The organism is Ahniella affigens, assembly GCF_003015185.1.
In the GTDB taxonomy this organism is placed as follows: domain Bacteria; phylum Pseudomonadota; class Gammaproteobacteria; order Xanthomonadales; family Ahniellaceae; genus Ahniella; species Ahniella affigens.
Genome location: NZ_CP027860.1, coordinates 1,116,419 through 1,142,319, shown reverse-complemented (window position 1 = coordinate 1,142,319; position 25,901 = coordinate 1,116,419). Strand labels below are relative to the sequence as shown.

The following is a 25,901-nucleotide window of genomic DNA, read 5'->3' as shown; positions in this document are numbered from 1 at the left end:
ATGTGCTGGGCATCCATCACGCCATCGCGGCCAGCTGGTCTTTACGGGGCACCACTGGCCATGACCGCTGCACTGCCCCGTCCCGACTGAGGACTTTGCATGGCCGCTGTTCCTGCCGATACCGTTAAACCTGAGCGCAGTGCTGCCGATGAACGCTATGTGTGCATCGATGATGTAACCAAAGAGTTCGATGGCTTCGTCGCGGTCGATGATGTGTCGTTGAACATCAGAAAAGGCGAAATCTTCGCGTTGCTTGGCGGCTCCGGCTGCGGCAAGTCCACGTTGCTCCGGTGCCTGGCTGGATTTGAGAAGCCAACGACTGGACGGATTCTTCTGGACGGCCAGGTCCTCAACGAATTACCGCCGTACGAACGGCCCATCAACATGATGTTTCAGTCCTACGCACTGTTCCCGCATATGACCGTGGAGCAGAACATTGCGTTTGGATTGAAGCAGGACCGCATGACGCGGGCCGACATCAAGCGCCGTGTCGACGAGATGCTAACCCTGGTGCAAATGACGAAATACGCGGTTCGCAAGCCGCATCAGCTGTCGGGCGGTCAGCAGCAACGCGTGGCACTCGCGCGCTCGCTGGCGAAGAGCCCCAAACTGCTGTTGCTCGATGAGCCCATGGGCGCACTCGATAAAAAGCTCCGGTCGCAAATGCAGCTGGAGCTCGTCAACATCATTGAGAAACTCGGTGTGACCTGTGTCATGGTGACCCATGATCAGGAGGAAGCCATGACCATGGCCACGCGGATTGCGCTGATGGACAGCGGCCGTATTCGTCAGGTCGGCACACCGGATGAAATCTACGAACAGCCCACGAGCCGATTCGCTGCGGAGTTCATTGGCTCGGTCAACATCATCGATGGGGTCATCAAAGATGACGAAAAGGACTTCGTCACGATCCAATCCGCCGCGCTCGCACACTTGATCCATATTGGCCACGGCATCTCCGGGTTTGAAGGTCAACGCGTCAATTTCGCGTTGCGCCCAGAGAAGATCACGGTCAGCAAGGAAGAGCCGGCCGACGCGCATAACAAAGCCCAAGGCAGTATCGAAGAAATCGCGTATTTTGGCTCGCACTCGGTGTTTCATGTCCGCCTGCCAAGTGGTACCAAACTGATGGCGCACTTTGCCAATCGAAAGCGCTGGGCCAGCGAGAGCTTCACCTGGAACGAAAAAGTGTGGCTGTCGTGGGGTGAAAACGCTGGCGTGGTGCTGCCCACATGAGCCTGATCACACGTTGGATCCAACTCGTTCGCGGACAGTCCCGCTGGACGGTGATCTCGATACCGTACCTGTGGATGCTGCTGTTCTTTGCCGTGCCGTTCCTGATCGTTCTGAAGATCTCGTTCGCACACAAAGTAGTGGCGATTCCGCCATACACCGATCTGCTTGAGTTCGTCGACCAGGCCGTGGTCATGAAGCTCAATCTGACCAACTACTTTCAGCTCTGGGCCGACGATAAGTACTGGAGCGCCTACCTGAACTCGATTCAGATCGCTGCCGTCTCAACGTTTCTGTGCCTGCTGATTGGCTACCCGATGGCGTACGTCATTGCGCGCCTGCCATCCACCACCCGCAACATTGCACTCATGGCGGTGATTCTGCCGTCCTGGATCTCGTTCCTGATCCGCATCTACGCGTGGATGGGTATCCTGCAGACGAACGGCTTGTTGAACAAGTTCCTGCTCGGTATTGGGCTGATCGATACGCCATTGCGCATCATGAACACGCCCACGGCGGCGTATATCGGCATCGTCTACGCGTACCTGCCATTCATGATCCTGCCGCTCTACTCGAATCTCGTGAAGCTCGACTTCCGCCTTCTGGAAGCGGCATACGACCTGGGCGCAAGACCTTGGAAGGCATTTCTGACGATCACCCTACCGCTCTCGCGGCGCGGCATCGTCGCGGGCTGCATGCTGGTCATGATCCCGGCGGTTGGCGAATACGTGATTCCAGAACTGCTCGGTGGCCCGTCTACGCGGATGATCGGCCGCCAACTCGCGAACGAATTCTTCGTGGCCGGTGACTGGCCGATGGCCTCGGCCGTCGCGATTGTCATGCTGCTGCTATTGATGATTCCGATCCTGATCTTTAACCGGATGCAGGCGAAGGAACTGGAAGGGAGGCTGGCATGAGTCCGATGCAGAAAGTCGGTTGGTTCGGCAAGAGCATGCTTGGCCTGGGCTATGCATTCCTGTATCTGCCGATCGTCATCCTCGTCCTGTTCTCGTTCAACGCGTCGCGCATTTCGACGGTCTGGTCCGGCTTCTCGTTCAAATGGTACGTCGCGTTGTTCAACGACGAGTCCATGTTGAAGGCGGCCTGGGTCAGCTTGAAGGTCGCGTTCACGTCGGCCACCGTGTCGGTCATTCTCGCCACGCTGGCTGCAATGGTGCTGACGCGGTTCCGTCCATTCCGCGGCAAGACGATGTTTGCTGCGCTGATCACGGCACCGCTCGTGATGCCGGAAGTCGTCACCGCGTTGTCGCTGCTCTTGATGTTCACGACGGTGTTCGGCATGTTCGGGGTCGAGGCCAAGGGCATGCTGTCGATCTTCCTGGCGCACGTGACGTTCACCATGGCGTTTGTCACCGTGGTGCTGTCGTCCCGACTCGCCGAACTCGACAAATCGCTCGAAGAGGCGGCAATGGATCTCGGCGCCAATCGCGTCAAAGTGTTCTTCGTGATTACACTCCCGATCATCATGCCGGCATTGGTCTCGGGTTGGCTGCTCGCGTTCACGCTGTCGCTTGACGATGTGGTGATCGCCAGCTTTGTATCCGGCCCGAGCGCGACGACGTTGCCCATGAAGATCTTCTCGACGGTACGCCTCGGACCCAACCCGAAGATCAACGCACTGGCCTCGCTGCTCGTGATGCTGGTGGCGCAAGCGGCCGTCGTTGGCTGGTACATCATGCATCGTCAAGAACGGCGCCGTCTGCGCGACATTCAGCTGGCACTGAAAGAAGGTTAAGTCATGACTGAGGTGGTGTGTATTCACCCCTGGACGGGGTTGGTCGACTATCGCTACGACACGCTCGATGACCGCGGCATCGAGCGGGTGTTGCAAGCGTCGGCCGACGCCGCGCCGCTTTGGGCCGGGCTGACGCTTGACGCGCGCGCCGTGCACTTGCGTGCCATTGCGGCCGTCCTGCGGCGACGCAAGGACGAGATCGCTAGTTTGATGACCCGCGACATGGGCAAGCTCAAACGTGAATGTCTGGGCGAGATCGAAAAGTCGGCGAGTACTTGCGAGTACTACGCCGAGCATGCGATTCGCTACATCGGCGATCAGGTGATCCACACCGAGGCCAAGCGCAGCCTGGTTTGCTACCAGCCGATCGGCACGGTCTTTGCCATCATGCCGTGGAATTTTCCGATCTGGCAGGTGATGCGTTTCCTGGCGCCTGGTCTGATGAGTGGTAACGTCGCCGTGTTGAAGCATGCGACCAATGTGCCGCGTTGCGCGGATGTGCTGAAGTCGGTGCTCGATGATGCCGGCGTGCCCGCTGGCGTGTTCGGGGTGCTGCATATCGACAACCAGCAGGCAGCACGCGTGATCGCAGACCCGCGCGTTAAAGCCGTGAGCCTCACGGGCAGTGAGCGTGCGGGGCGATCGGTCGCCGCGGTGGCAGGTCAGCACCTGAAGAAGTGCGTGCTCGAACTGGGCGGCAGCGATCCGTTTGTCGTGTTGGCCGATGCCGATCTTGATCTCGCCGTCCGCATTGCGATCAGCTCACGCTTTGGCAATGCCGGCCAGACCTGTATCGCGGCGAAGCGGTTCATTGTCGTACCGGAGATTGCCGACGCGTTTACCGAGCGCTTCGTTGCCGCGGCGTCGTCATTGCCCATAGGTGATCCGGAGTTGGACGCCACCGGTTTGGCGCCAATGGCTCGAGCGAATCTGCGCCAGGAATTGCATCAGCAGGTACAAGACAGCGTCGCTGCAGGTGCGCGCGTGTTGATCGGCGGGGTCCCTGAGACCAAGCCAACTTGCTATCCCGCCACGATTCTCGACCAGGTTCATCCCGGCACGCGTGCGTATCAAGAGGAGTTGTTCGGGCCGGTTGCATCGATCCTTCGCGCGCACGATGAAGATGATGCGATCCGGATCGCCAATGACACGCCGTTTGGTCTCGGTGCCAGCGTTTGGACCAATGATCGTGCTCGCGGCGAAGCCGTTGCACGGCGCATCGACGCTGGTGCCGTGTTCGTCAATGCCCTGGTTCGAAGTGACGCGCGGTTGCCGTTTGGTGGCAGCAAGACCTCAGGATACGGACGGGAACTCGCTGAGCACGGCATGCGCGAGTTCACGAATATCAAGACGCTGTATATCGACTGATCTGGAGTCCGGTATGCCGCTGCTATACGCACGTTGGTCGGAATTGCAACAGCAACTGCCCGGGCCTAACACCGCACGCTGGCCCGAAGGTGAGCGCTTTGTTGAAGCACTGAAGCACGGCAGCATGTCGGTGGAATGGTACGCACCAGTCGGTACCGACCCTCAAACCCCGCACGCGCAGGATGAGTTGTACTTTGTGCAATCGGGCCACGCGGTGTTCGATCACGATGGAGACCGACGGCCAGTCCGTGCTGGCGATTGCCTCTTTGTGGCGGCCGGCGTGCCGCACCGGTTTGTCGATTTCAGTTCTGACTTTGGCACCTGGGTGGTCTTTTGGGGGCCGCATGGTGGCGAGTCGGATCCAAATGATGGGCGTTGAGTGATCACCATCAGCAAGGCCTTTTCGCGCCAGTGGCCGCTTTGGATTGGCCTGGCCGGTCTCACCGCCTGTCAGACGCCGCCCGAGCGAGACACACCGCCGTCGCCGACTCCGGCGAATCTGGGGGCTGTGTCAGGCAACGTGCTCGATGCGCCGGCATCTCAGCGCTATCAGCCGGCGACGCAGGAACGTTACGAACAACCCACGCCTGACCCCGACAATCCTGCACCGATCTATCCGGTCGCGTTGCTGGCCGAAGCACTGCCGCCGGTTGTTGTGCGGGTGCGCGTCATCGTGGGCGCCGGTGGCAGCGTGCAGCAAGTCGAGCCTATCGCGCAAGACGCCGGCCAAGCGCCCGCTTTTTTTGAAGCCACCCGGCTTGCGGTCATGCAGTGGTTCTACTTGCCGCTGGTTCGAATTCGGCCCAGCCAAGCGTTCAGCACGCTCGTGGACGATCGTGGGACGGAGGTTCTGTATCAAGGGGACGCTACGGCCCTGCCCTTTCATCTCGACTACGAGTTTGTGTTTCGGCAGGAGCACGGCAAAGGTCAGGTCGATTCGCGAACTGACACTGCAGCCTCGGTCGGCTCGGAATCGCCGTAAGTGTCGCGGCAAGCGTCTGGTAGCGCCACGCTCGCGGTCGCCGGGACGCCCGCTCATGACGCGCATGATGCACTTCCGATTGCAGCCGGCGCATACGGTGATCGCAACGCCGCGATCTACGATCAAATCTATCCACGCGTTGAAACGGGGTTGCTCGACCAACTGGAATCGCTGGCGGGCAAAGGCCCGGCTCTGGAGCTCGGTGTGGGAACGGGGCGCGTCGCCTTGCCGTTGGCGCAACGCGGTGTTCCGGTCGTCGGTGTGGATGCATCAACCGCCATGCTTGCGCGCCTCCATGAGCGCCGCCGATCCGAGCCGGTGCGCACCGTGCTCGCCAATTTCGTCGACGCCGACTTGGGTGGGCCCTATTCGTTGATCTATGCGCTGGTCAGCACACTCAATCTGTTGCCCGATCTCGGCACGTTCGCGCGCTGCCTCAGTCATGCTCGGCGATTCCTCAAACCGGACGGCGCGCTGCTGATCGAGTCGTACCTGAGTTCCGAGCCCAGCGGGCACCGACAGCAATCACAGGTTCCGATTGCGACGCGACACGGTCAGGCGTATTACCAAGTACAGGCGTTGGCCATCGATCTGATCGATCAAGACCGATTCGCGTGCGCAGCCGGTCTCGTCTTGCATGAGCGTTGGTGCAATTGGGCGGCGGCGCCGTGGCACGCCGATGCGCCGCCATTCGCGCGGCACATCTCGATCTACCGACTGGGATCGACTTCCGAGCGCTGATGTGCCGGCCTTCACATTTCGGTGAGTTCAACTCCACCTTGAGACCGATTCCAATCCCCGTCAGCCGAACTACGCTCCGCGCTTTCACGCACTGATCACACTATCATGACTAAGCGCTCACTCGTTGTCGCCCTCTCGTTGGCCCTGTCTACCGCTGCCTTCAACACCAAGGCATCAGAAACCAAGCTCGAAACCCTGCAAGTTACGGCGACCAGAGTGGCCGAGGACAGCAAACAGGTTCCCGCCTCGATCACCACCATCACTGCCGCCGATATTCGTGCCCGCCACGCGCGCTCGTTGTCGGACGCGCTTGCGCTCGTCGCGGGCGTCGAGATTTCCCCGGGCGGCGATGGCGGCCCAGCCGGCAGCGTTCCAGCCTTCATGGGACTCCGCGAATTTGACGCGTTTCTGCTGGTCGTCGACGGCATTCCCTACGGTGGCGCGTTCAATCCGCAGCTGACCACGGTTGACATGAACAACGTCGAACGGATCGAAGTCATGCGCGGCGCCGCACCGGTCACGTACGGCTCGACCAGCTTTGTCGGGGTGGTACACGTCATCCATTACGCCGCCGGCCAAGCGCAGCAACAAGTCAGCGGCGGGTTTGGCACGAATGGCTCCGCGTTTGCCCGCGGCAGCGTCAATCTGAGCGAACAGAGCACCTTGAGCTTCAATGCGGAACGCCGCGGCTTGGCAGACGACGACGCCGGCTACGACTCGTTCCTGGCGCAGTATCGCGCTGCGGCCGAGGTACTCGATGGCCAGGGTCGTTTGGACTTGTCAGTGGCTCGAGTGAACCAGGACCCGAACAGCCCGCATGTCCGCCAAGGCCCGCGGCTAACGTTGCAAACGCCACTCGACGCGAACCACAATCCGGCCGATGCCGAGATCAATGAGACCCGCGTGCAACTCGATCTGGGCTACGACCGAAGTCTGGAGGTCGGCCAACTCGCGCTGACCGGTTCGCTCGCGCATACCTCGGCAGACCTGACACGCGGTTTTCTGTCTGGCCTCAGCAACAACCCGGCCAATCCGAATGCCGTGGGCTATTCGCAAGACCGCTCGACGCTCGACGTATATCTCAACGCGAACTTGAGCAATGAATTGGGCGAACAAGGTCACTGGTCGGTTGGCGCCGACTACCTCGGTGGCCGCGGCGAACAAGAAAGCGAGAACTTCCGCTACTTTGTGCCACTGAATGGCACGAACCGTCCGAACGCGAGCGCGCGTCCGATCGATGAAGAGACCGAGCTTGAAGACGATCGCGACTTCTTTGGCGTCTACGCCCAGGCTGACTATGCGATCAGCGATCGCCTTGATCTGTTGGCCGGGGTTCGCCTCAATCACACCAACGAAGACCGCGAGGGCGTGGAGGAAGTGGACGGCGAAGACGAAGATGCGAGCGACAGCCGCTCAGTCACCCGTCTGACCGGGCATGTCGGCCTGTCCTACCGCGCCTATGAGGAAGGCAACAACTTTGTCAGCCTGTACGCCGACTATCGCAATGCGTTCAAGCCAGCCGCCGTGGACTTTGGTCCGGAAGCCGAGGCGCGCATTCTGGCGCAGGAGGAAGCCGACACCATTGAAGTCGGCGTCAAGCAACAGTGGCTCGATGGCGCACTGGCAGTGGACCTGAGTGCGTACCGAATGGACTTCACCAACTTGGTCGTTCCGCAACACACGCCAGATGGGACGCCGACGCTTGAGAACGCGGGCGAGCTGAATCTCGACGGCTATGAGGCCGAAGGTCAATACGCGCTGTTCGACAGCCTCAAGGTCTATGGATCGTGGGCCTATCACAAGGCGGTGTTTGGCGATTACCTGCGCGATTTCGATGGCGTCGCCACGCAACTCCGTGGCAAGACTCAGGAAATGACGCCGGGTCACCTGCGCTCGCTCGGCTTGGTTTATGGCGGTGAACAAGGTTTGGGTGCCAGTGTGATCTATCGCTATGTCGGCCCTCGCTTCTTGAACAAGCGCAATACGGCGCCAGTTGGCGATTACGACACGTTCGATGCATCGGTGAGCTGGAATGCCGATACGTGGTCGGTGTACCTGGTCGGCAGCAATCTGACTGACAAGCGGCCGGCAATTTCGGAAAGCGAACTCGGTGATTCGCAGTACTACCGCTTGCCAGAGCGGCACATTGAAGTTGGCGTCGAATACCGCTTCTGAGTCACCCGATGCCTCAAGCGACAGGGCGTGCTGGCGTATTGGCCAGCCGCCCCCAAGAGTTTGCACGAAGCGAAATCGCCCCTTATTCGGGTATTCAGGCCTGATTTGAGGTTGCGGCAAGATCTGTTCGCGGCTGAAGCCGCTCTCATCAAACACGCCATAACCCAATGGTCTTGTGAACCAATACATTGCGGGTGGTGATGATTCTGACCACAAGCAACCCCCTCCCCGGGCCCTCCCCCGCGATCGCGGGGGAGGGAGCGCTCCCTCTCCCACGCGAGTGGGAGAAGGCTGGGGGGAGGGCTACTTGCCACACTGCGCCGTTGTAAAAATCGCGCACCGTCACCGACAGTTTGATGCGCGAATACGCGCACCAAAGGGGCGGCTAGACTCTCATCAAACACACAATAACCCGTTGATTGATGTACTCAGTCCATTTACGACTGATGCCCATCCTGATCGCAAGCAACCCCCTCCCCGGCCCCTCCCCCGCAATCGCGGGGAGGGAGCGCTCCCTCTCCCACGCGAGTGGGAGAGGGCTGGGGAGAGGGCTACTTGCCACACTGCGCCGTTGTAAGAATTGCGCACCGTCACCGACTGTTTGATGCGCGAATAAGCGCTCCTTCGGTGCGTCCATCGCTCCCACAAAAAACAACGCTTCAAACCAATCTCGCAGCAAGATTGCCTACCATTTGTGGGCGGGCATTCAGGCCCGAGCCAAGCTCGCGGCACCGCTACGCCACGGCTGAGGTTCTGCCGAGTCCACATCCATTGCAGTCGAGCCAGACTCCAGGCACAGTCCACCGGTTCCGTTATGAGTGTGGGGAAGGTCAATGTTCTTGAATCGAGTCGCTGTTCTTTGGTTGATGCTGGCTACAACTGCCTTTGCAGAAGACGCGATACCCCGGGGCCAACTGCCTAAGGATGTCGTGCCCGCTGCGTATGACGTATCCCTGCGCATGGACCCACGCGCCAGCAGTTTTTCGGGTTCGGTCGACATTGCCATCGACGTCAAGACCAGCACCAAAGTGTTCTGGATGCATGCCCGCGATAGCCAGCTTGGCGCCTTGAGCTTCAAGCAGGGCGAACGCGCAATCGACGCCAAAGCGACCCGTGTGCTGGACGAGGCAGGACTGGTCCGAATTGATCTCGCCGAGCCTGCTGCGGTTGGCCAGGCCAGGCTCAGCATGGCTTACACGGCGCCTTACAATCAGCGTCTCGAAGGCGCCTACCAAGTCAAGCGCGATGGCGAATCGTATGTCATGACGCAAATGGAGCCGCTCGGGGCCCGCAATGCGTTTCCGTGCTTCGATGAGCCGGCTTTCAAGACACCGTGGACCATTCGAATCGCCGCGCCGAAGTCGGACACGGTCATCGCCAATACATCGGAAGTCAGCACCAAGAATCTGGCCGACAACTGGATGGAACATCAGTTTGCCACCACGAAACCGCTGCCTACGTATCTGATCGCGTTTGCGGTGGGTCCCTGGGAGATTCGCAAGGCAACCGCAATAGCCCCGAGTCCCCGGCGCCCGAATGCGATTCCGTTGCGCGGCATTGCTGCCAAGGGCCAAAGCGCCCGCATGGACTACATGCTTGGCGAGACAGCGAAGCAGGTGCTCGCGCTGGAGCGCTACTTCGATTACGGTTATCCCTACGACAAGCTCGATCTGCTGGCCGCGCCAGACTTTGCTTACGGCGCCATGGAAAACGCCGGTCTGATCACTTATCGCGAGGCATTGATGTTTGCGTCTCCGAACGAGTCGACCACACTCCGCCGCCGCGCACTGGGCACGCACGTGCATGAACTTGCGCATCAATGGTTCGGCAACTTGGTCACCATGCCCTGGTGGGACGATCTCTGGCTCAACGAAGCCTTTGCCAGCTGGATTCAGGGCCGCATCCTGCCTGAGCTGTATCCGACCCTTCGCGCGGATATCAGCCGGGTTGAAGGTGGGCTCTGGGCGATGGATTCCGACAGTCTGGCCAGCGCGCGCCGGATCCATCAGCCGATCGATGACTACACGGACATCGGTGCCGCATTCGACGGCATCACGTATCAGAAAGGTGCCGCCGTGCTGACGATGTTTGAGCACTATTTGACGCCGGAGAAATTCCAGAAGGCATTGCGTGGCCATATGCGGCGATTCGCGTTTGGCAATGCCACGAGCGCCGACCTGATCCATTCATTCGCCGCTGAATCAACCGAACCGGATCGCCTCAAACAGGCTTTCGCCAGCTTTACCGATCAGGCCAATGTGCCCCTGCTGAAGGTCACCGTGCAATGCAGCGGCAAACAGCCGAGCATCAAGGTCGTGCAATCGCGCTACCGCCCCATCGGCGCCAGCTTCACTGCCGACGCCCTATGGCAAGTACCTTTTTGCGCCCGCCTGGGCGGCATGGATCGGCGTAGTCGTTTTTGCAAGCTGATCGATTCGGCCGAGGCGACGCTGCCAGCGCCGATGACCAAGTGTCCGAGCTTCGTGCACCCGAATGCAGACAGTGCCGGCTACTACCGCTTCCAGTTGGATCCCAAATCCGAGCAGACCCTGTTTGACAATTTCCGCGAACTGCCGCTGAGCGAGCAGATGGCCCTGGCCGACAGTATCAACGCCGCCTTGAATGCCGGCACCAGCAAAACGCGCGACTACCTGACCCGCGCACCGGTATTCGCGACGGGTGAGTTGGCGAACGTCGTGTCGGCCCCGCTCGGCTCGTTGGTGTTTCTGAAACACCATGTGGCCGATCCAGATCAACAAGCGGCAATCGATCGCATGCTGGTGAAATACTGGGGCGATCGGCTGGAACGGATGGGCTTTGTGCATCAAGCTCAGGACACCGACGACACGCGCGTGCTGCGTTCGACGTTGGTCGATGCGTTGCTACGCGATGGTCGTCCGGCCAAGCTCGTTGACGCGATGGCGCGTCAAGGCAAGCAGTTGCTGAACACGAAGAAGCCCGGCCTCGTCACGACCGACATCCATCCCGATTTCGTCGCCGCAAGTCTTTACGCCGTGGTGCTGAAGAACCAGGCGAGCGCCATCGCGCAGATCAACACACAACTCAGCCGCAATGAGGACCCGATTCAACGCGGCGCAATGCTTCGGGCGCTCGGCGCTGTCAACACCGACGAAGCCCTGCAAATGGCGTTGGACTTGACGCTTGACCCGGTCCTGAAGTCTAGCGAAACGGGCACGGTGCTCTACGGCCTGCTGGAGAATCCAGCGCTGCACGACAAGGTCTGGGCGTTTCTGAAAACTCAGCACGACGCAATCAGCAACAAGATCCCGGCTGTTTGGCGAGGCAAGATCTCGACATTTGCAAGCGGCACGCAATGCAGCGAGGCTGGTGCGCAGGCCATCGAGGCGTTCTATGGAGAGAAGGTCAAGGACCTTGAGAGTGGCCCTCGCGCCTTGGCACAAGCAGTCGAGCAAGTGCGCCAATGCGCCGCCAAGCGCGAGGCACTGGCCAAAACTTGGTGAGCCCAAGCTGCACTCGCATCGCAGATGTCGATGCGGGTGCTCGGGTAGACGCCAGGGCGCGGCAACCTTGAAGGCGACTGCCAGGCCGCACGCCCGAATTGGACCGCTCGCAACAGTCCGGACGGGGACGGTGTTGGATGCCTTGCAGGTCTGAACGTGGCGGAGGTCCTGAGAACGCCCGGTGCTGGAACGCCCGGTGTTGGACGGCCTGGTGCTAGAACACCAAGTTGACCATCACGATGATGATCACGATGTAGCCCGCCATCATCGGCAGACCAGCGCGCCACAGTTCGCGCCGGGAGTAGCTGGCCGGACCGGCAATCAGTGCAAACACCGGGTTTGACGTGGTCATGAAATTGTTCGATGCCGCGAGCGTAGCGATCAGCGCAAATTCAGTCGGATCACCATTGGCCGCGAGCGCAAAGTTCACCGCCATCGGCACCATCACAATGGCCGCACCGACCTGCGACATCACCAAGGCAAACAGCGTGGTCAGGATCGCGAGCGCCAGCTCCAGTGCCCAAATCGGCACGTCACCGAGCACCGCTAATACCTCCTGCGCCACAAACGCTGCCGCACCAGAGGAATCCACAGCCCAGCCAAGCGGAATCAACGACGCCATCAGAAAGATCGTGCGCCAGTTGATGGCGTGATAGGCCTCGTCCATGCTCAGCACGCCGGTCAGCAGCATGCCCATGGCACCGGTCAACAACGCGATCGGCAGTGGCAAATCACTGACCAGAGCCAGTGCCATTGCGAGTCCGAAAAAGGCCAACGCCTGGGGTACGCGGTGCGTCCGCTCCTGCTCCTTCGGGTAGTCAGTCACCACCACGAAGTCGCGGTCATCGGCCGCATTCGCGAGGTCGCGCCACGCACCATGAAACACGAGCGTATCGCCCTGCCGGATCGTGCGGCCGCGCAAGTCCTCGCGCCACACTTTGTCGCCGCGATTCAGCGCCAGCACGGCAATGCCATAGCGCTTGCGGAGCCGCAGTTCGCCGACCTTCTGACCGATGTAGCGCGAGTTCGGCGGCACCACCGCCTCGGCAATGCCGGCCCGGCTCGGATTGAACATGGGCGCAAAATTCGGCTGTCCGGGCAACTCTTTCAAACTCTGAATATCGGCCCACTCCAGCAGATCGTCGCGCGGCCCAAGCACGCCGAGCAAGGTCCCGGCCTGGACAATCTGATCCGCATAGGGCGCAAAGCGAGCGTCGTCACCAGTCTTGATCGCAAGAATCAGAGGTGTCGACGCTAGCGATTCGATCTCGGCAATGGACTTGCCGACCAGATTGCTCTCGGCCAGAACCTCGAACTCAAAGGTTTCGCCCTCGATGCGATAGGTCTGCTCGAAGTAGCTCTCGGTCGCACGCGGCGTGACGTTCTGCCGGGCATCCTCATCACGCTTGGGGCCAACCCGCTCCCAAAACCAATAGTAGTAACCAAGGCCAAACAGCAGCAATGCGAGGCCAATCGGCGTCACCGCAAACATGTGCACCGGCTCCAGCGTGTCGGCGCCGCTGGGCAGGTTCTTGTTGATTGAGCCAATCAGGTCGTTGAGCAGGATTTGCGGCGAGTTACCGACCATTGTCAGGGTGCCGCCCAGAATGATGCAACCAGCCATCGGCAACAGCAGCCGAAACAGCGGTAGGCCGGTGCGGCTGGAGATGCGGCTGGCAACCGGCAGGAACAATGCGGCGACGGCTGGGTTCTGCATCACCGCCGACACGAGCCCTGTGACCGCACAGAGCACCAGGATCAACCGTTTTTCGTCGCCCTTTGACAAGTCCAGGATAAACGACGCGGCAAAACCGAGCACGCCGGTTCGATCGAGCCCTGCCCCCAGGATCATCGTTGCCATGATGGCAATCACCGCGTTACCGGCGAACCCCGTGAACAGATGCTCGGCAGGCACCAGATTGGCAATGCCGATGACCACCAGCATGAGCAGCGCCACGAGGTCGGCGCGCAGCCATTCGAACGAAAACAGAACCAAGGTCAAGAGCACCAGGCAAAGAACCAGGATCATCTCGGCATTCAACGCCAGGCCTTGGGTCATGGGTCGGTCAGTTCTCGCATTCTTGTGGTTTCAAAGGGCAGCAAGCCCGGACACCTGCCGGGTTCGGTGCGGGCCTGAGCGTCCAAGATGGGCGCAATCAGACACTTGCGAAGGAGTGTAGCGATTGTCCAAGCAATTCTCATCGCTGCGGGGGGACGACCATGGCCGCCAATTCAGCTTCGAGACGGCCTGCAACAAGCGTTTGAAAGAGATGCCCGGCCGAGGTCATTGCCGTTACCATGTGCCGCTGACCTTTTATTGACTTGGAGCCACCATGGGATTTCTGACCGGCAAACGCGCCCTGATCATTGGTATCGCCAGCGATCGCTCGATCGCAACGGGCATTGCCGAAGCCATGCACCGCGAAGGTGCGGAACTGGCCTTCAGCTATCAGAACGAGCGCCTGAAGGACCGTGTGGAGTCGGCGGCCAAGGAATTTGGCAGCTCGCTCGTGTTTCCGTGCGACGTCGCCTCTGATGAGCAGATCGATGCCCTCGCCAAGAATCTGGGCGAGGCCTGGCCGCAAATCGACATCCTGGTGCATTCGGTTGGCTTCGCGCCACGCGAGTCGATCCAGGGCGATTTCCTGGATGCAATCTCCCGCGAGAGCTTCCGTATCGCGCACGACATTTCGGCCTACAGCCTGTCGGCGCTGGGCAAGGCATTCCGGCCTTACATGAAGGGCCACAACAGCGCGATCCTGACCTTGACCTACCTCGGTGCCGTGCGGGCGCTTGCAAACTACAACGTCATGGGTCTGGCCAAAGCCAGCCTGGAAGCCAATGTCCGCTACATGGCCCGCGCCATGGGGCCCGATGGCATCCGCGTCAATGGCATTTCGGCCGGCCCCATCAAGACACTGGCCGCAGCCGGCATCGCCAATTTCCGTAAGATGCTCGACCACGTCGAAAGCGCCGCTCCGATGCGCCGATCCGTGACCATTGAGGATGTCGGCAACGTTGCCGCGTTCATGTGCTCCGACCTGGCCCTGGGCGTGACCGGCGAGATCACCTACGTGGACGCCGGCTACAACGTCCTCGGGATGACCGGGCTGGATTGATTCCACAAGTACAACGGTTTTGCACATCGAAATCGGCGCGAACAACGCCGATTTCGGGCGTCTTTCTGCGCGTGCAGCAATTGCAGCAATCGAAACCGGCCCGCTACCATTGCGGGACGAGCATGTTGCGATGCATGCAAATCAGCCCCCAAAGTCCTCGTAGCTCAGTTGGATAGAGCGTTCGCCTCCTAAGCGGAAGGTCGCCGGTTCGACTCCGGCCGAGGACGCCATATCAGGTTTCTTCAGGGTCCAGCGAAATCCAGGAATCCCGCCCAAAGCCCCGCCCCGTGCGGGGTTTGTCGTTTCAGGGGGTACGATACCGTCCAATTGAATCCAGCGCCAAGTGGGGGTACTGTTCGGGGTACTTCTCCCCTGTTGGGGGTATCGAAGGAGAATCGACAATGCTCCGCAAGATCAACCAACTGAATGCCAAGGAATTGAACAGCTTGGCCGCCGGCAAGAAGTACCAAGACGGCGGCGGTCTCTATCTGTTGGTCAAGGAGAGCGGTTCCAAACTCTGGCGAATGAAGTACCGCGTCAGCGGGAAAGAGCAATTGCTTTCGTTTGGCACCTACCCCGAAGTGAGCCTTGCAGAAGCAAGACGACGCAGAGACGACGCGCGCACGATGCTGCGCGATGGGAAGGACCCGGCGGCCATCAAACGATCTGCCAAGCAAGCGGCCAAAGTCGCGTCGGAAAATTCATTCAAGGCGGTTGCCACAAGCTGGCTTGAGAAACAGAAGGCCAAGATGGCCCCGGCGACGTATGAACGCGCCCATGCGGTACTGGCAAACGACTTGCTGCCTTGGCTTGGCTCCCGGCCAATTGGTGAAATTACGGCGCCTGAATTGCTCGGAGTCTTGAAGCGGATCGAAGGCCGAGGCGCTCGCGAATCCGCGCACCGTGCCAAGCAGCGGGCCGGGCAGATTTTCCGATATGCCATCGGCCATGGCTTGGCCGAGCGGGACCCGAGCGCAGACCTTCGGGGCGCGCTTGCGCCAGTGGTCTCCACGCCACGGGCTGCTATTACCGACCCGACCGAGATCAGCGCCCTGCTTCGGGCGCTGGATGGCTACCAAGGCCAGTTCGCGACCCGTTGCGCCCTTCGTCTGGCGCCCTTGCTGTTTGTCCGCCCGGGCGAGCTTCGCGCCATGCAATGGGCAGAAATCGACTTCCAGGCCGCAACGTGGCGGATTCCCGCAGCACGCATGAAGATGCGAGAGGCACACATTGTCCCGCTCGCTACGCAAGCACTGGCAATCCTTCGCGAGCTTCACCCATTGACGGGAACCGGCATGTATTGCTTTCCGAGCCTGCAAAGTTCCGGCCGACCGATGAGCGAGAACACCATCAACGCCGCATTGCGCCGACTCGGCTATGACAAGGAAACCATGAGCGGTCATGGCTTCCGCGCCCTCGCAAGCACACGACTGAATGAAATGGGATGGGCACCTGATCTGATCGAACGGCAACTAGCGCATGCCGAGCGGAACAAGGTCCGTGCCGTCTACAATCGCGCGCAATACCTGACCGAACGGGCACGGATGATGCAGGCATGGGCGGATTACTTGGAAGCGCTGAAATCAAGTGACGGGCGAAATGTCATACCAATGCATCGAAACGCATCCAGTTGAGCCAAGGCGCAACATTGTTAGCGTCAACGATGTAAAAGGAAAACCGGCCAGCTGAAAACGGACAACCCCCACCCGCTGCGCTGGCGGCGGCGTGTAGCGTGCAATACAGGTGCCCAATGAGCGATCAATTGGCTGAGTTAATCGAGTTCGCAAGGAGCCACAGGGCCGGCATGGGATATCAACCGCACGGCGATGCTCTCGAAGCACTTGTGCGAAGTTTTCGATGCGATGCAACAAGCAGACTTTTTGGATTCCGCGTCGGAACTGAGTCGGTCAATGAAGGTATTCTCATACCCACAGATGACGAACGGGGTTTCCCGCTCGCGAGTGAAGCTAACGAATGCTGGGACTTCATTCGCGGTCCGCACGACGCCGACCGGGCACTTCGGCTTGTTGCGACCGCCCGGGCCGAGTATACGCGCTGCACGCTCGCAGATTTGCTTATGCGGTACCGGGAAGCATGCATAGAGAATGACGAGGCCGAAGCTGAGTGGCTACTCGCAAAGATTGAGTCAGTCGACTGGTTGCAAGCCGACCATGTTGCGATGCTTCCCAGCCAACTGCTCTTCGGGCGCGAACGAATGCAACTCGACGGAAACACCAGCGCAAGAGTGTTCAAAACTTGGATTGAAGACTCGCGAGAGATTGACAAACCAGTCTGTGAGAATGACTGGGAATTGTACGAAGCCTTGGCGATCGTCTTTATTGATGCGGCGGCGGCAAACACCCCGGCAGCTTTAGAACTACTTGCACATGCCGCTGGAGCGAGATATTACGGTGCATGGGATCGTTCTCAAGCGTCCTACAACAAATCATCGACGAAAAAAGTTGGGGTCGCAACTCGGACTGACAATGATGTGCATCGATTTTCGCAGCTCGGGCTAAATCAACGGCACAAGAAGAACCGAGACATGAAGGCCCGCGCAATCGAAATGTACAAAAGCGGGAAGTACCCAGGGAGCAAAGAGAGCGCCGCAGAAGCAATTGCCGGTGAACTTGGGTTTGAGCAACCGACAGTTCGCAAGTGGCTAAGAAATGCTTAGACGCTACCGGCAAAGGCTAGACGCTACCGGAAGGCGGTATTCACAAATCGGGCCCTATGACGAACATAGGAGACCTTAGGCCGGTGGCGGCCTTTGTGGACCAAACCGATGCAACTCAGCACACAACTGCCCGAAACAGGTTTCGTAAGACTCCCCACCGTTTTGCAAGTGATCCCGGTCTCCCGCTCCCATTGGTGGGCGGGCGTTCGGGACGGGAGATTTCCCAAAGGCGTGAAACTCTCTGACCGCTGCACTGCCTGGAAGGTCGAGGACATTCGCGCGCTAATCGGACGCATCGCGCGCGAAGCTGCCAGCGGCGATAACACCCCGAATCCAAGTATGCCAATCAGAAACGCGGGGTGAGCCACAATGCGAAACCCCAGAAGCACGCACGCCCCGACTAAGCGGGGCGCGGTGGTCGGCTTTGGCGAGTCTCGACCCCGCAATCATACAGCAAACAGAATCCCGCAAGACTGGCGGCAACGCTTGCCGGAAGCCGAAAGGTATTACCGAGGACAGATCGCGAAGCTATCCAAGCCAAACGGTGCAGGATGGGCACAAGGCGCTTTCCCGTTCCATGAGGACCGAAACGCAAGCCTGAGCGTTCACACCGTAAGCGGCTTCTGGCGATGTTTTGCCGGGTGCGGTGGTGGCGATCAGGTCGGCTTCCACATGAAGCGCTACGGGCTGGACTTCCGGACCGCAGTACTTGAACTGATCAAGGGGGCCGCATGACAAGCCCCCATGCTGAGACCCCGAAGCAAGCGGCAAGGAGGCTGTTTCAAAAGAGCATCGCCAAAGGCTTTGAACCAACAGGCCTGCACGAATATCAGGACGCCGAAGGCCGCCCAATATACTGGCGGGCTCGGCTCAAGCAGAGAGCTAGCGGCAAGAAGCTAATTCGTCCGTTCCATCACGACGGCGAACGATTCGTAGTCGGAGAGCCGACAATCTCAAGGGGACAAAAGCCACTGTATCGCCTGCCCAAGCTGATCAAAGCAAATCCATCAATGCCGGTGTTCATCACTGAGGGTGAACAGAAGGTTGAAGCCTTGGAAAAGCTCAATCTGATTGCTACAACAAGCGGCAGCGCAACCAGCGCCGACGGTGCAGACTGGACGCCGCTAGCGGGCCGGGAGTGCATTATCTGGCCGGACCATGACGACGCCGGGCAGAAGTACGCCGATGCACTGGTGACGATCCTGGCGCGTTTGGGCTGCAAAGTCTGGATCATCCAGGCTGACGAAATCGGAGTAACGGAATCCGGCGATGTTGTCGACTGGCTGGCGGCCAACAGGGACGCAACGGCGATCGATGTTATGGCGCTGCCCAGATATGAGGCCGAGAGAATTGCATCTAGGCCAGTTCTCAGCGGCCCGTCCGTCCAGTTGATCAAAGCAAGCAGCGTTCCGATCACGCCCATATGTTGGCTTTGGACGGAATGGCTTGCGCGCGGCAAGATTCACATTCTTGCTGGCGATGCCGGGACGGGCAAGACAACGCTTGCGCTCCAATTGGCCGCTACATTGACCAAAGGCGGGACATGGCCCGACGACACTAGAGCGCCAGCAGGTAGCGTGCTGATCTGGTCGGGTGAAGATTCAGTTCAGGACACGCTGGTGCCCCGACTCATTGCGGCGGGCGCCGATCTTGATCGCGTGTCGTTTATCGATGGCGTCAATGATGGCGCCCATTCAAGAGCGTTTGATCCAGCAGCAGACATGAAGCTGTTGGAAGACACTGCAAGGCAGATGCCTGATCTTTGCATGTTGATTCTTGATCCAGTCGTTTCAGCCACACAAGGCGATTCGCACAGGAACACCGAAGTTAGGCGGAGCCTGCAGCCACTGGTTGACCTTGCCGAGTCTTTGAGGGTTTGTATGATCGGCATCACTCACTTCAGCAAGGGAACCAGCAATCGAAGCCCGATTGAACGGATCACGGGCAGCCTCGCATTTGGCGCCGTTCCTCGCGTTGTCTTGGTCGTGGGCAAAGACGCAAACGCGGAAGGTGGCGGCGATGCGCGCGTGTTTCTTCGAGCCAAGTCAAACATTGGCCCCGATGACGGCGGGTTTCGCTACCGCCTGGAGCAACGAGAGATCGAAGCAAAAGGCGGGTTGATCATCACTTCTGAGGCGGTCTTTGCCGAGGCTGTTAAAGGTTCGGCCCGCACCATTCTCGGGGAATTGGAAGCCCCTGCAAACGAGCAAGTCCCGGGCGAGACCAAGAGCGCGATAGATTGGCTTCGGGAAATGCTCTGCAACGGACCACGACCAGCATCGGAAGTGAAGGAGGCAGCGAAGGACGCCGGATTCTCTGAAAGAACGATTCAACGGGCGATGCGAAAAGCAGGCATTAAGTCCGATCGCACCGGCTTTGGGCAGCCTGCAGTTTGGCGCCTTCCGGACGGCAGTCGCGCCAATTTGGGTCCAGTTGCGCCAGTTGCGCCACTCCCTGAGCTTGGCGCAACTGGCGCGACTGTGGCGAATGGCGTGAATGATCGTGGCCCACTGGGGGCATATGACGGGCAATCGAATCAGCCCGAACTTTGATTGCTGGTCGATTGACAACGAACTTTGGGCGCCAGACATGCGCCGATTCCAGGGTTTGGCGACTCTCGGAATACCAATTGTCGGACTGTCGAGACTGCCGGGCGTCAATGCAACCTTGCCTGGGGGACTTGCCGAGATTGGCGGCGGGTCCTCCCTGGACTTTCCGGCATACGGGGCGACGAAGCGCAAGTTCTACCTAGTCGCAGATTTTGCCAATCGGTCTACCCAGCCAAAGTCAAAGTTCGAATCCGAATTTCAACCCCGGAACGGTCTTCAATTGCTTGCGTTCGGTCATGTGTTCACAAATCGAGAATGATCCGCAATACAGCCCACGCTTGGGCTTCTCAATACCTGCATTCCGCTGTTGCACAAGACACGAATCCTATTGAGGCACTCGACCAGCGCCCTTCGGGAAAGTTTCGACTGTCGCCCAATGCGCGCGATAGAACTGGAATATCCAGAAGGATCGGAGATCATCGACTATCCCAAAACGATATGTAAAGACATCGCCTCCCACTTGGCCGCCTGGCCAAGGATCGGTCAACTCGTGGAAAGGTTCAGGGAGTGCCGAAAGCATCTGGACTTCACACTCAGCAGCAGAACCAAGCACTCGCTTTTGATGATGGTAGTAGAGCCCTCGCGTCATCCTTTCCAGTACCGGTACATAGAATCGCGCCGGCCAATGAATAGGCACTCCGATTTGCCCATCTGGTCTCACAACCGGCTCGCCGCCTGTCGGAAGATTGCCAAATAGCTCCCGCTTGATTCTCTGATTCTGAATCAACGTCCGCATTGCCTGCTCAATCCAGACCTTGGTCGCATCGTCATTCACGTATGCCGTTGTGGCCGCCAAGTACAAACGGAACTGCTCATCTTGGGCGGTCGCGCCGTTGTTGCAATGCGCGCATGCCGGCACTGTGATCATGTTTACGGGAAGCGGCCGTGGAAACACTGAGCGCGGCGGGATGTGGTCACGGGTCGTCGCGGGACGAAAACCGCAGATTGCACAAAGCTTTGGATTTGGCATTGCTGCTTGCCCCAACTATCGAATACCGCTTAAGCCTACCAGTGAACAGCCTCTACGGGCTTACGTACTCTAGGTCAGCGTTATCCGCGAACGACTGCGGAAAGTGTACTGACTGAAAAGAGATACTTCGCTTAGGCTTGGGGGGGTAGGGGCAGAACTTGGAACCATTGTGACGTCTCCGGACCACATGGGAGCGGAAAGTCAGTTCAAAACTCCAATGCCTAGCACGCAAGAACATTCAACTGAAACTGAAGTTCACCTAGCACAATCGAACTCTAGAATGCCGTTAGTGCAAGTCAATGTGCCGGAATCGCAACTAGAAGGCCGACTTCGCTTGGCTTATATACTTGAGAAAGCTGACGCAATTGACTCTTACGGTGGGCAAATCACAGACCGCCGGAATCTTATACTTCTTTAGATTCTTTGGAAGCTTGAACTGTAAGGACTCATCTGTTACCAAAGTGTCCTTCTGGACGCAAGCCGTCGCGATGATCAGTAGATCATTATGGTCTACGCCTTCAGGGTCAAAAGCATCATTTTCTATCTGCAACGCAGTCGCAATACGCAATGCAGTGTCGTAAATCTGTGGGGTAGCAACAATGACCTTGTGATCATTTGCTTCTAGCCACTCGCAGCAATCCTGCGCTTTGTGACCGACCTCGCCAAACGCTACTTTCGGTAGACGAATGGACTTGCTTGCAACGCGTTTGCCAAGCCAACTCCAAAGACCAGGAAATAGCGCGATGGGATATTGATCCCACCCCCGCAGCATTGAGGACGCATCAAACACTGGCACAGTACTGCTCCAGTTGATGCAGATCGTGAATCTTCAGGTTGTCTAGAAACGTGCTGGCCCTATTTAGAGTAATTTTCTGGTTACTCAGTGAGGTCAGTACCACTCTGACAAAAGGATCACCAAACAAATGCCTTGGCTCTCGATACCGATACTGTCGATTTCCACCGGAGTCCTCAATTGCCGGTTCAAGGCGGCTGCACCAATCTCTATAAGCGTTGTAATCGCGTTTGGTCAATCGACCGACGTCGAGCAATCTCCTGAGAATTACTTCACTACTCACGCCCCACTGCCTGCGGTAGGGCTCCAGCCAAGCATCAAACTCCGATACTTCATGTGGGCGAACTCGGTCCGGGACCTCATCGAGCAAGGCATCAGGAACAAGCACCAAGCCCGCAAACCGGTTAGATTCCGCTTCATGCCCTTCAGCAGAACTGAGACTACTTTCGTCATCGATCCAGCTTTTGCGGTGCAGAATGATATGCCCCAATTCGTGAAAGAGCGTGAAACTCTGCCGTGACTCGAATCGAGCCTTTTTCACGAAGATCACAGGACATGCAGAATGAAATAGCGAAAAGCCCAAAATTGGACTTCCTTTTGCAATCTGCCACTGCCCAAGGTAGCCATTACTCCGAAAGACCAAAATCCCCCGCGACTCAACGGCTTGCCGGTAAGTTTGAAAGTCATTCTTGTCCCCTAGGCGCAACCATTTGCGAACTTTTTCTGCGGCGCCAGGGACATCTTTCGGATTGATCTTCGGCGCTACAAATCGTGGTAATGATTCCTCGTCGATTTCTTTTCGGAGGCTCACAAATATGTCGCGTTGCCGTTCCACTCGCTCGATAAGCAATCTGATCTTCGGAGTCAACTCGGGCTTCTGATTCAGAATGCTTCGGAATGCCAGCGAATGCATTCCCTTTTCCGGGACGTCGGATGCGTCTAGGAAGAACAGCACTGACCGACCGAAGAACTCAGCCAGCCTCTCCAGCTGATTGACTGTCGGGTGATAATCACCATCCAGCAGCTTTCCCAAATTGGATTCAGAAATCCCAGTTTCGCGCGCGCAAGCCAATATATCGGCACCTCTATCACCGAGGCACCACTCCACACGTCTTGGATTAACTGTTTGAATTCGCTCCATGATTGCGAGTCTAGCCAAAGTCGAATGAAGCCGAGCCAGATATCCCCAAAGGTTCAAGTTCGTTGATGTTCGAACAGTACGCCATTCAGGTGCCAACTCTCAAGCTAGCGTTGAAAAGTCTCAAGAACTGATAATCCTGGCCGAAAGCTTGTGGGGTACTTTTGGGGGTTTCTTTTACACAGTGAGAATTAAAATCATTTACTATCAAAGCACTAGAATAGAAGTTCGACTCCGGCCGAGGACGCCAGATTGATGCGTCAGGTTTGTCTTGTTGCAAGAGAGCCTCGAGGCCCGGACACTTCCTGCGGCAAAATCGGTTCGCTCTTGTGGGAGGGCCTTCAGGCCCGAACCAAGCTTGCGGCAAGACCTGTTCGCTTTTTGTGGGAGGGCCTTCAGGCCCGAACCAAGCTTGCGGCGAGCCCTGTTCGATTTTTTGTAGGAGGGCCTTCAGGCCCGAACCAAGCTTGCGGCAAGACCTGTTCGCTTTTTGTAGGAGGGCCTTCAGGCCCGAACCAAGCTTGCGGCGAGCCCTATTCGCTTTTTGTGGGAGGGCCTTCAGGCCCGAACCAAGCTTGCGGCGAGCCCTATTCGCTTTTTGTAGGAGGGCCTTCAGGCCCGAATCAAGCTTGCGGCGAGCCCTATTCGCTTTTTGTAGGAGGGCCTTCAGGCCCGAACCAAGCTTGCGGCGAGCCATATTCGCTTTTTGTGGGAGGGCCTTCAGGCCCGAATCAATCTTGCCGCACCGTCGCCTGCTGCCCTCGCCGGATCAAATCGGCTTCAGCCTTCAAGCCGCCACGGCCATCGGCTCCTGCTCGAAATAGGACGCCAACAAGTCCAACTGCTCACTCGCAGCATTGCTGGCATTGACCTGTTGTCGAACCGTCTCGGTACCTGCCTCGGCTTTCAGATACCACCCAATATGCTTGCGGGCGATGCGGAGCCCTTGCTGTTCGCCATAGAACTGATGCAGCGCGCGCACGTGTCCGAGCAGGGTTTCGCAGCGCTCGGCGCGGCTCGGCCTCGGCAATAGCAAACCAGTCTTCAGATAATGCGTGATCTCACGGAAGATCCATGGATTCCCTTGCGCTGCACGGCCAATCCACAACGCATCGGCGCCGGTGTGTTGCAGAATCTGCTTCGCCTTTTCCGGAGTCACCACATCGCCATTCGCAGCGACCGGAATGCGCACGCTCGCTTTGATCTCGGCAATCGTGTCGTATTCGGCTTCGCCCTCGTACATGTCCACACGCGTGCGGCCATGCACGATCAGTGCAGCGATGCCGGCGTCTTCGGCAATGCGCGCAATCACGGGTGCGTTGCGATTCTGGTGATTCCAGCCGGTGCGCATTTTCAGCGTGACGGGCACCGGCACGGCTGCAACCACCGCCTTCAGAATGTCAGCGACCAATGCCTCGTTCTGCATCAACGCGGAGCCGGACCAGACATTGCAGACTTTCTTTGCCGGGCAACCCATATTGATGTCGATGATCTGCGCGCCTTGCGCCACATTGAACCGTGCGGCCTCGGCCAGCATGGCGGGGTCGTAGCCGGCAATCTGCACGGCGATTGGTGCCGGCTCACCTTGGTGATCCATCCGTGTGCGCGACTTTCGGGTCTGCCAGAGGCGTGGGTCACTATGGGTCATCTCGGACACCGCCAAGCCTGCACCCAAGCGCTTGCATAGCAGGCGAAACGGCTTGTCAGTCACGCCCGCCATCGGGGCCAGCGCCAGCGCCGGATCGATCTGGTAAGGACCAATCCTCATGACGGGAAACGCGCCCGAACCTGATCGTGCGTGGGCATGGCCGGCGCGGCGCCGGCCGCCTCAGTTGACAAGCCGGCAACCTGATTGGCGTAGCGGAGCGCCTCCCGGAACGGCTTCGCAAACGCGTTCTGCACGAGCCCAGCGGCTAGTCCACCGTTGAACGCATCGCCAGCGCCCGTGGTATCGCGCACGCGCACCGATTCAGCGGGAATCCGATAGCACAAGTCGCCATCACCGCGGCGCTGGACGGTGTCATGCGAGATGAAACACCCCGCTTCGCCCAGCGTGATGATGACGGTGGGCACGCCAAGCTCTCGGCACATCAAATGCACCAGGCCGTCGGCCAGGTTGAAGAAGTGCTGATGCAAATCGCGATTCAGCAGATGCTTGACCAGAAACGCGAACTCGGACTCATTCGGCGTGATCACATCAGCGAGGCGCAAGAGCTCCAAATCGAGTTTTTCATTGATCGGCGCCGGGTTCAGGATCGACAACACTTTGTGCTGGCGCGCGAGTTGCAGCGCGGTGCGTGTGGCTTCCAGGTTGTTCTCAAGTTGACAGATCAGCACCTTGGCCTGGCTGATCAGTTTTTCCTGGCTGCGCACGAATTCGGGGCTCAACGTTTCGTTGGCGCCGAGCGCCACACAGATCAGATTCTGGCCTTTCGCATCAACAACAATGCTCGCGGCGGCCGTCGGCACATCCGGGCGCACGTCAAAGACGGCATGCAAGCCTTCGCTTTCGGCGAACTGGCGCGCGGTGTCGCCCAACAAGTCCTTGCCTATGGCACCGAGAAACGCAGTGCGTGCGCCTTGGCGTTGGCTCGCCACGGCTTGATTGAACCCCTTGCCGCCCGGCCCGGCACTGAAGGTCCCAATACGGGTCTCGCCCACCTTCGGAAAGGTCTGGGTGTTCCAGCAGTGGTCCAGGACATACGAACCGACGACCACAACCTCGATCGGAAACATGGGCTTTTCGCATCCAAAAATGGCTGCGAATCATATCAAATGCCCGTCTCAGCGCGGGGCTGGGACAGGACCCGTCAACTTCGGCCGATCCCGGCTCCGCATATGGCAAAGCCAGCGTTGCG

Annotated in this window: 20 protein-coding genes and 1 tRNA gene; 16 read left to right on the top strand and 5 right to left on the bottom strand. The window is 58.8% G+C overall.

Features of this window, described 5'->3' with window-relative positions:
• Positions 1 to 99 precede the first annotated feature (99 nt).
• The 9 genes from C7S18_RS04285 (at position 100) to C7S18_RS04240 (ending at position 11,737) form a co-directional block, all read left to right on the top strand.
• A complete protein-coding gene (locus C7S18_RS04285; protein WP_106890388.1) occupies positions 100 to 1,236 on the top strand; it encodes an ABC transporter ATP-binding protein in 1,137 nt (378 codons plus the stop codon).
• The gene (locus C7S18_RS04280; RefSeq protein ID WP_106890387.1) at positions 1,233 to 2,150 is read left to right on the top strand and encodes an ABC transporter permease subunit; all 918 of its coding nucleotides are present in this window, start codon (positions 1,233 to 1,235) and stop codon (positions 2,148 to 2,150) included. Before C7S18_RS04285 ends, C7S18_RS04280 begins: the two co-directional genes overlap by 4 nt.
• A complete protein-coding gene (locus C7S18_RS04275; RefSeq protein WP_106890386.1) occupies positions 2,147 to 2,989 on the top strand; it encodes an ABC transporter permease subunit in 843 nt (280 codons plus the stop codon). Before C7S18_RS04280 ends, C7S18_RS04275 begins: the two co-directional genes overlap by 4 nt.
• A 3-nt stretch (positions 2,990 to 2,992) precedes the next feature.
• Complete coding sequence (locus tag C7S18_RS04270) at positions 2,993 to 4,357, top strand: NAD-dependent succinate-semialdehyde dehydrogenase (protein WP_106890385.1); 1,365 nt, start codon at positions 2,993 to 2,995, stop codon at positions 4,355 to 4,357.
• A 13-nt stretch (positions 4,358 to 4,370) separates the two neighbouring features.
• Positions 4,371 to 4,736 carry a cupin domain-containing protein gene (locus tag C7S18_RS04265; protein ID WP_106890384.1) on the top strand — a complete coding sequence of 122 codons (366 nt, stop codon included), beginning with the start codon at positions 4,371 to 4,373 and terminating at the stop codon, positions 4,734 to 4,736.
• Positions 4,737 to 5,339: a hypothetical protein gene (locus C7S18_RS04260; protein WP_106890383.1), complete on the top strand. Its 603-nt coding sequence runs from the start codon at positions 4,737 to 4,739 to the stop codon at positions 5,337 to 5,339.
• Positions 5,340 to 6,080, top strand: a complete 741-nt coding sequence (locus C7S18_RS04255; protein ID WP_106890382.1) for a class I SAM-dependent methyltransferase — start codon at positions 5,340 to 5,342, stop codon at positions 6,078 to 6,080.
• Positions 6,081 to 6,185: 105 nt separating this feature from the next.
• Positions 6,186 to 8,255, top strand: a complete 2,070-nt coding sequence (locus C7S18_RS04250; RefSeq protein ID WP_106890381.1) for a TonB-dependent receptor — start codon at positions 6,186 to 6,188, stop codon at positions 8,253 to 8,255.
• A gap of 833 nt (positions 8,256 to 9,088) precedes the next feature.
• Complete coding sequence (locus C7S18_RS04240; protein ID WP_106890379.1) at positions 9,089 to 11,737, top strand: M1 family metallopeptidase; 2,649 nt, start codon at positions 9,089 to 9,091, stop codon at positions 11,735 to 11,737.
• A 214-nt stretch (positions 11,738 to 11,951) separates the two neighbouring features.
• On the opposite strand, the gene C7S18_RS04235 is transcribed toward C7S18_RS04240, so the two are convergent.
• Positions 11,952 to 13,796: an SLC13 family permease gene (locus tag C7S18_RS04235; RefSeq protein WP_240623978.1), complete on the bottom strand. Its 1,845-nt coding sequence runs from the start codon at positions 13,794 to 13,796 to the stop codon at positions 11,952 to 11,954.
• 274 nt (positions 13,797 to 14,070) lie between these two features.
• Between C7S18_RS04235 and C7S18_RS04230 the strand changes: the two genes are divergently transcribed.
• The 7 genes from C7S18_RS04230 (at position 14,071) to C7S18_RS04200 (ending at position 20,085) form a co-directional block, all read left to right on the top strand.
• The gene (locus C7S18_RS04230; RefSeq protein WP_106890378.1) at positions 14,071 to 14,856 is read left to right on the top strand and encodes an enoyl-ACP reductase FabI; all 786 of its coding nucleotides are present in this window, start codon (positions 14,071 to 14,073) and stop codon (positions 14,854 to 14,856) included.
• Between the two features lie 153 nt (positions 14,857 to 15,009).
• Positions 15,010 to 15,086: transfer RNA gene (locus C7S18_RS04225), tRNA-Arg, on the top strand.
• A gap of 171 nt (positions 15,087 to 15,257) precedes the next feature.
• Positions 15,258 to 16,490, top strand: a complete 1,233-nt coding sequence (locus C7S18_RS04220; protein WP_106890377.1) for a tyrosine-type recombinase/integrase — start codon at positions 15,258 to 15,260, stop codon at positions 16,488 to 16,490.
• A 116-nt stretch (positions 16,491 to 16,606) separates the two neighbouring features.
• Positions 16,607 to 17,533 carry a hypothetical protein gene (locus C7S18_RS04215; protein WP_106890376.1) on the top strand — a complete coding sequence of 309 codons (927 nt, stop codon included), beginning with the start codon at positions 16,607 to 16,609 and terminating at the stop codon, positions 17,531 to 17,533.
• A 108-nt stretch (positions 17,534 to 17,641) separates the two neighbouring features.
• Complete coding sequence (locus C7S18_RS04210; RefSeq protein ID WP_106890375.1) at positions 17,642 to 17,896, top strand: helix-turn-helix transcriptional regulator; 255 nt, start codon at positions 17,642 to 17,644, stop codon at positions 17,894 to 17,896.
• Positions 17,897 to 17,902: 6 nt separating this feature from the next.
• A complete protein-coding gene (locus C7S18_RS25250; protein ID WP_106890374.1) occupies positions 17,903 to 18,268 on the top strand; it encodes a CHC2 zinc finger domain-containing protein in 366 nt (121 codons plus the stop codon).
• On the top strand, positions 18,265 to 20,085 hold the full coding sequence (locus C7S18_RS04200) for an AAA family ATPase (protein ID WP_106890373.1): 1,821 nt from the start codon (positions 18,265 to 18,267) through the stop codon (positions 20,083 to 20,085). Before C7S18_RS25250 ends, C7S18_RS04200 begins: the two co-directional genes overlap by 4 nt.
• Positions 20,086 to 21,428: 1,343 nt before the next feature.
• Here C7S18_RS04200 and C7S18_RS04185 read toward each other — a convergent pair.
• The 4 genes from C7S18_RS04185 to C7S18_RS04165 all read right to left on the bottom strand — a co-directional run bounded on the left by C7S18_RS04185 (position 21,429) and on the right by C7S18_RS04165 (position 25,779).
• A complete protein-coding gene (locus tag C7S18_RS04185) occupies positions 21,429 to 21,908 on the bottom strand; it encodes a DUF4411 family protein (protein WP_146151748.1) in 480 nt (159 codons plus the stop codon).
• Positions 21,895 to 23,046: a helix-turn-helix domain-containing protein gene (locus C7S18_RS04180; protein WP_106890369.1), complete on the bottom strand. Its 1,152-nt coding sequence runs from the start codon at positions 23,044 to 23,046 to the stop codon at positions 21,895 to 21,897. Before C7S18_RS04180 ends, C7S18_RS04185 begins: the two co-directional genes overlap by 14 nt.
• Before the next feature lie 784 nt (positions 23,047 to 23,830).
• Positions 23,831 to 24,811 carry a tRNA dihydrouridine synthase DusB gene (gene dusB, locus C7S18_RS04170; protein WP_106890367.1) on the bottom strand — a complete coding sequence of 327 codons (981 nt, stop codon included), beginning with the start codon at positions 24,809 to 24,811 and terminating at the stop codon, positions 23,831 to 23,833.
• Positions 24,808 to 25,779 (bottom strand): ribokinase, encoded by a 972-nt coding sequence (locus C7S18_RS04165; RefSeq protein WP_106890366.1) that lies wholly within the window; start codon positions 25,777 to 25,779, stop codon positions 24,808 to 24,810. Before C7S18_RS04165 ends, dusB begins: the two co-directional genes overlap by 4 nt.
• Between the last annotated feature and the right edge of the window lie 122 nt (positions 25,780 to 25,901).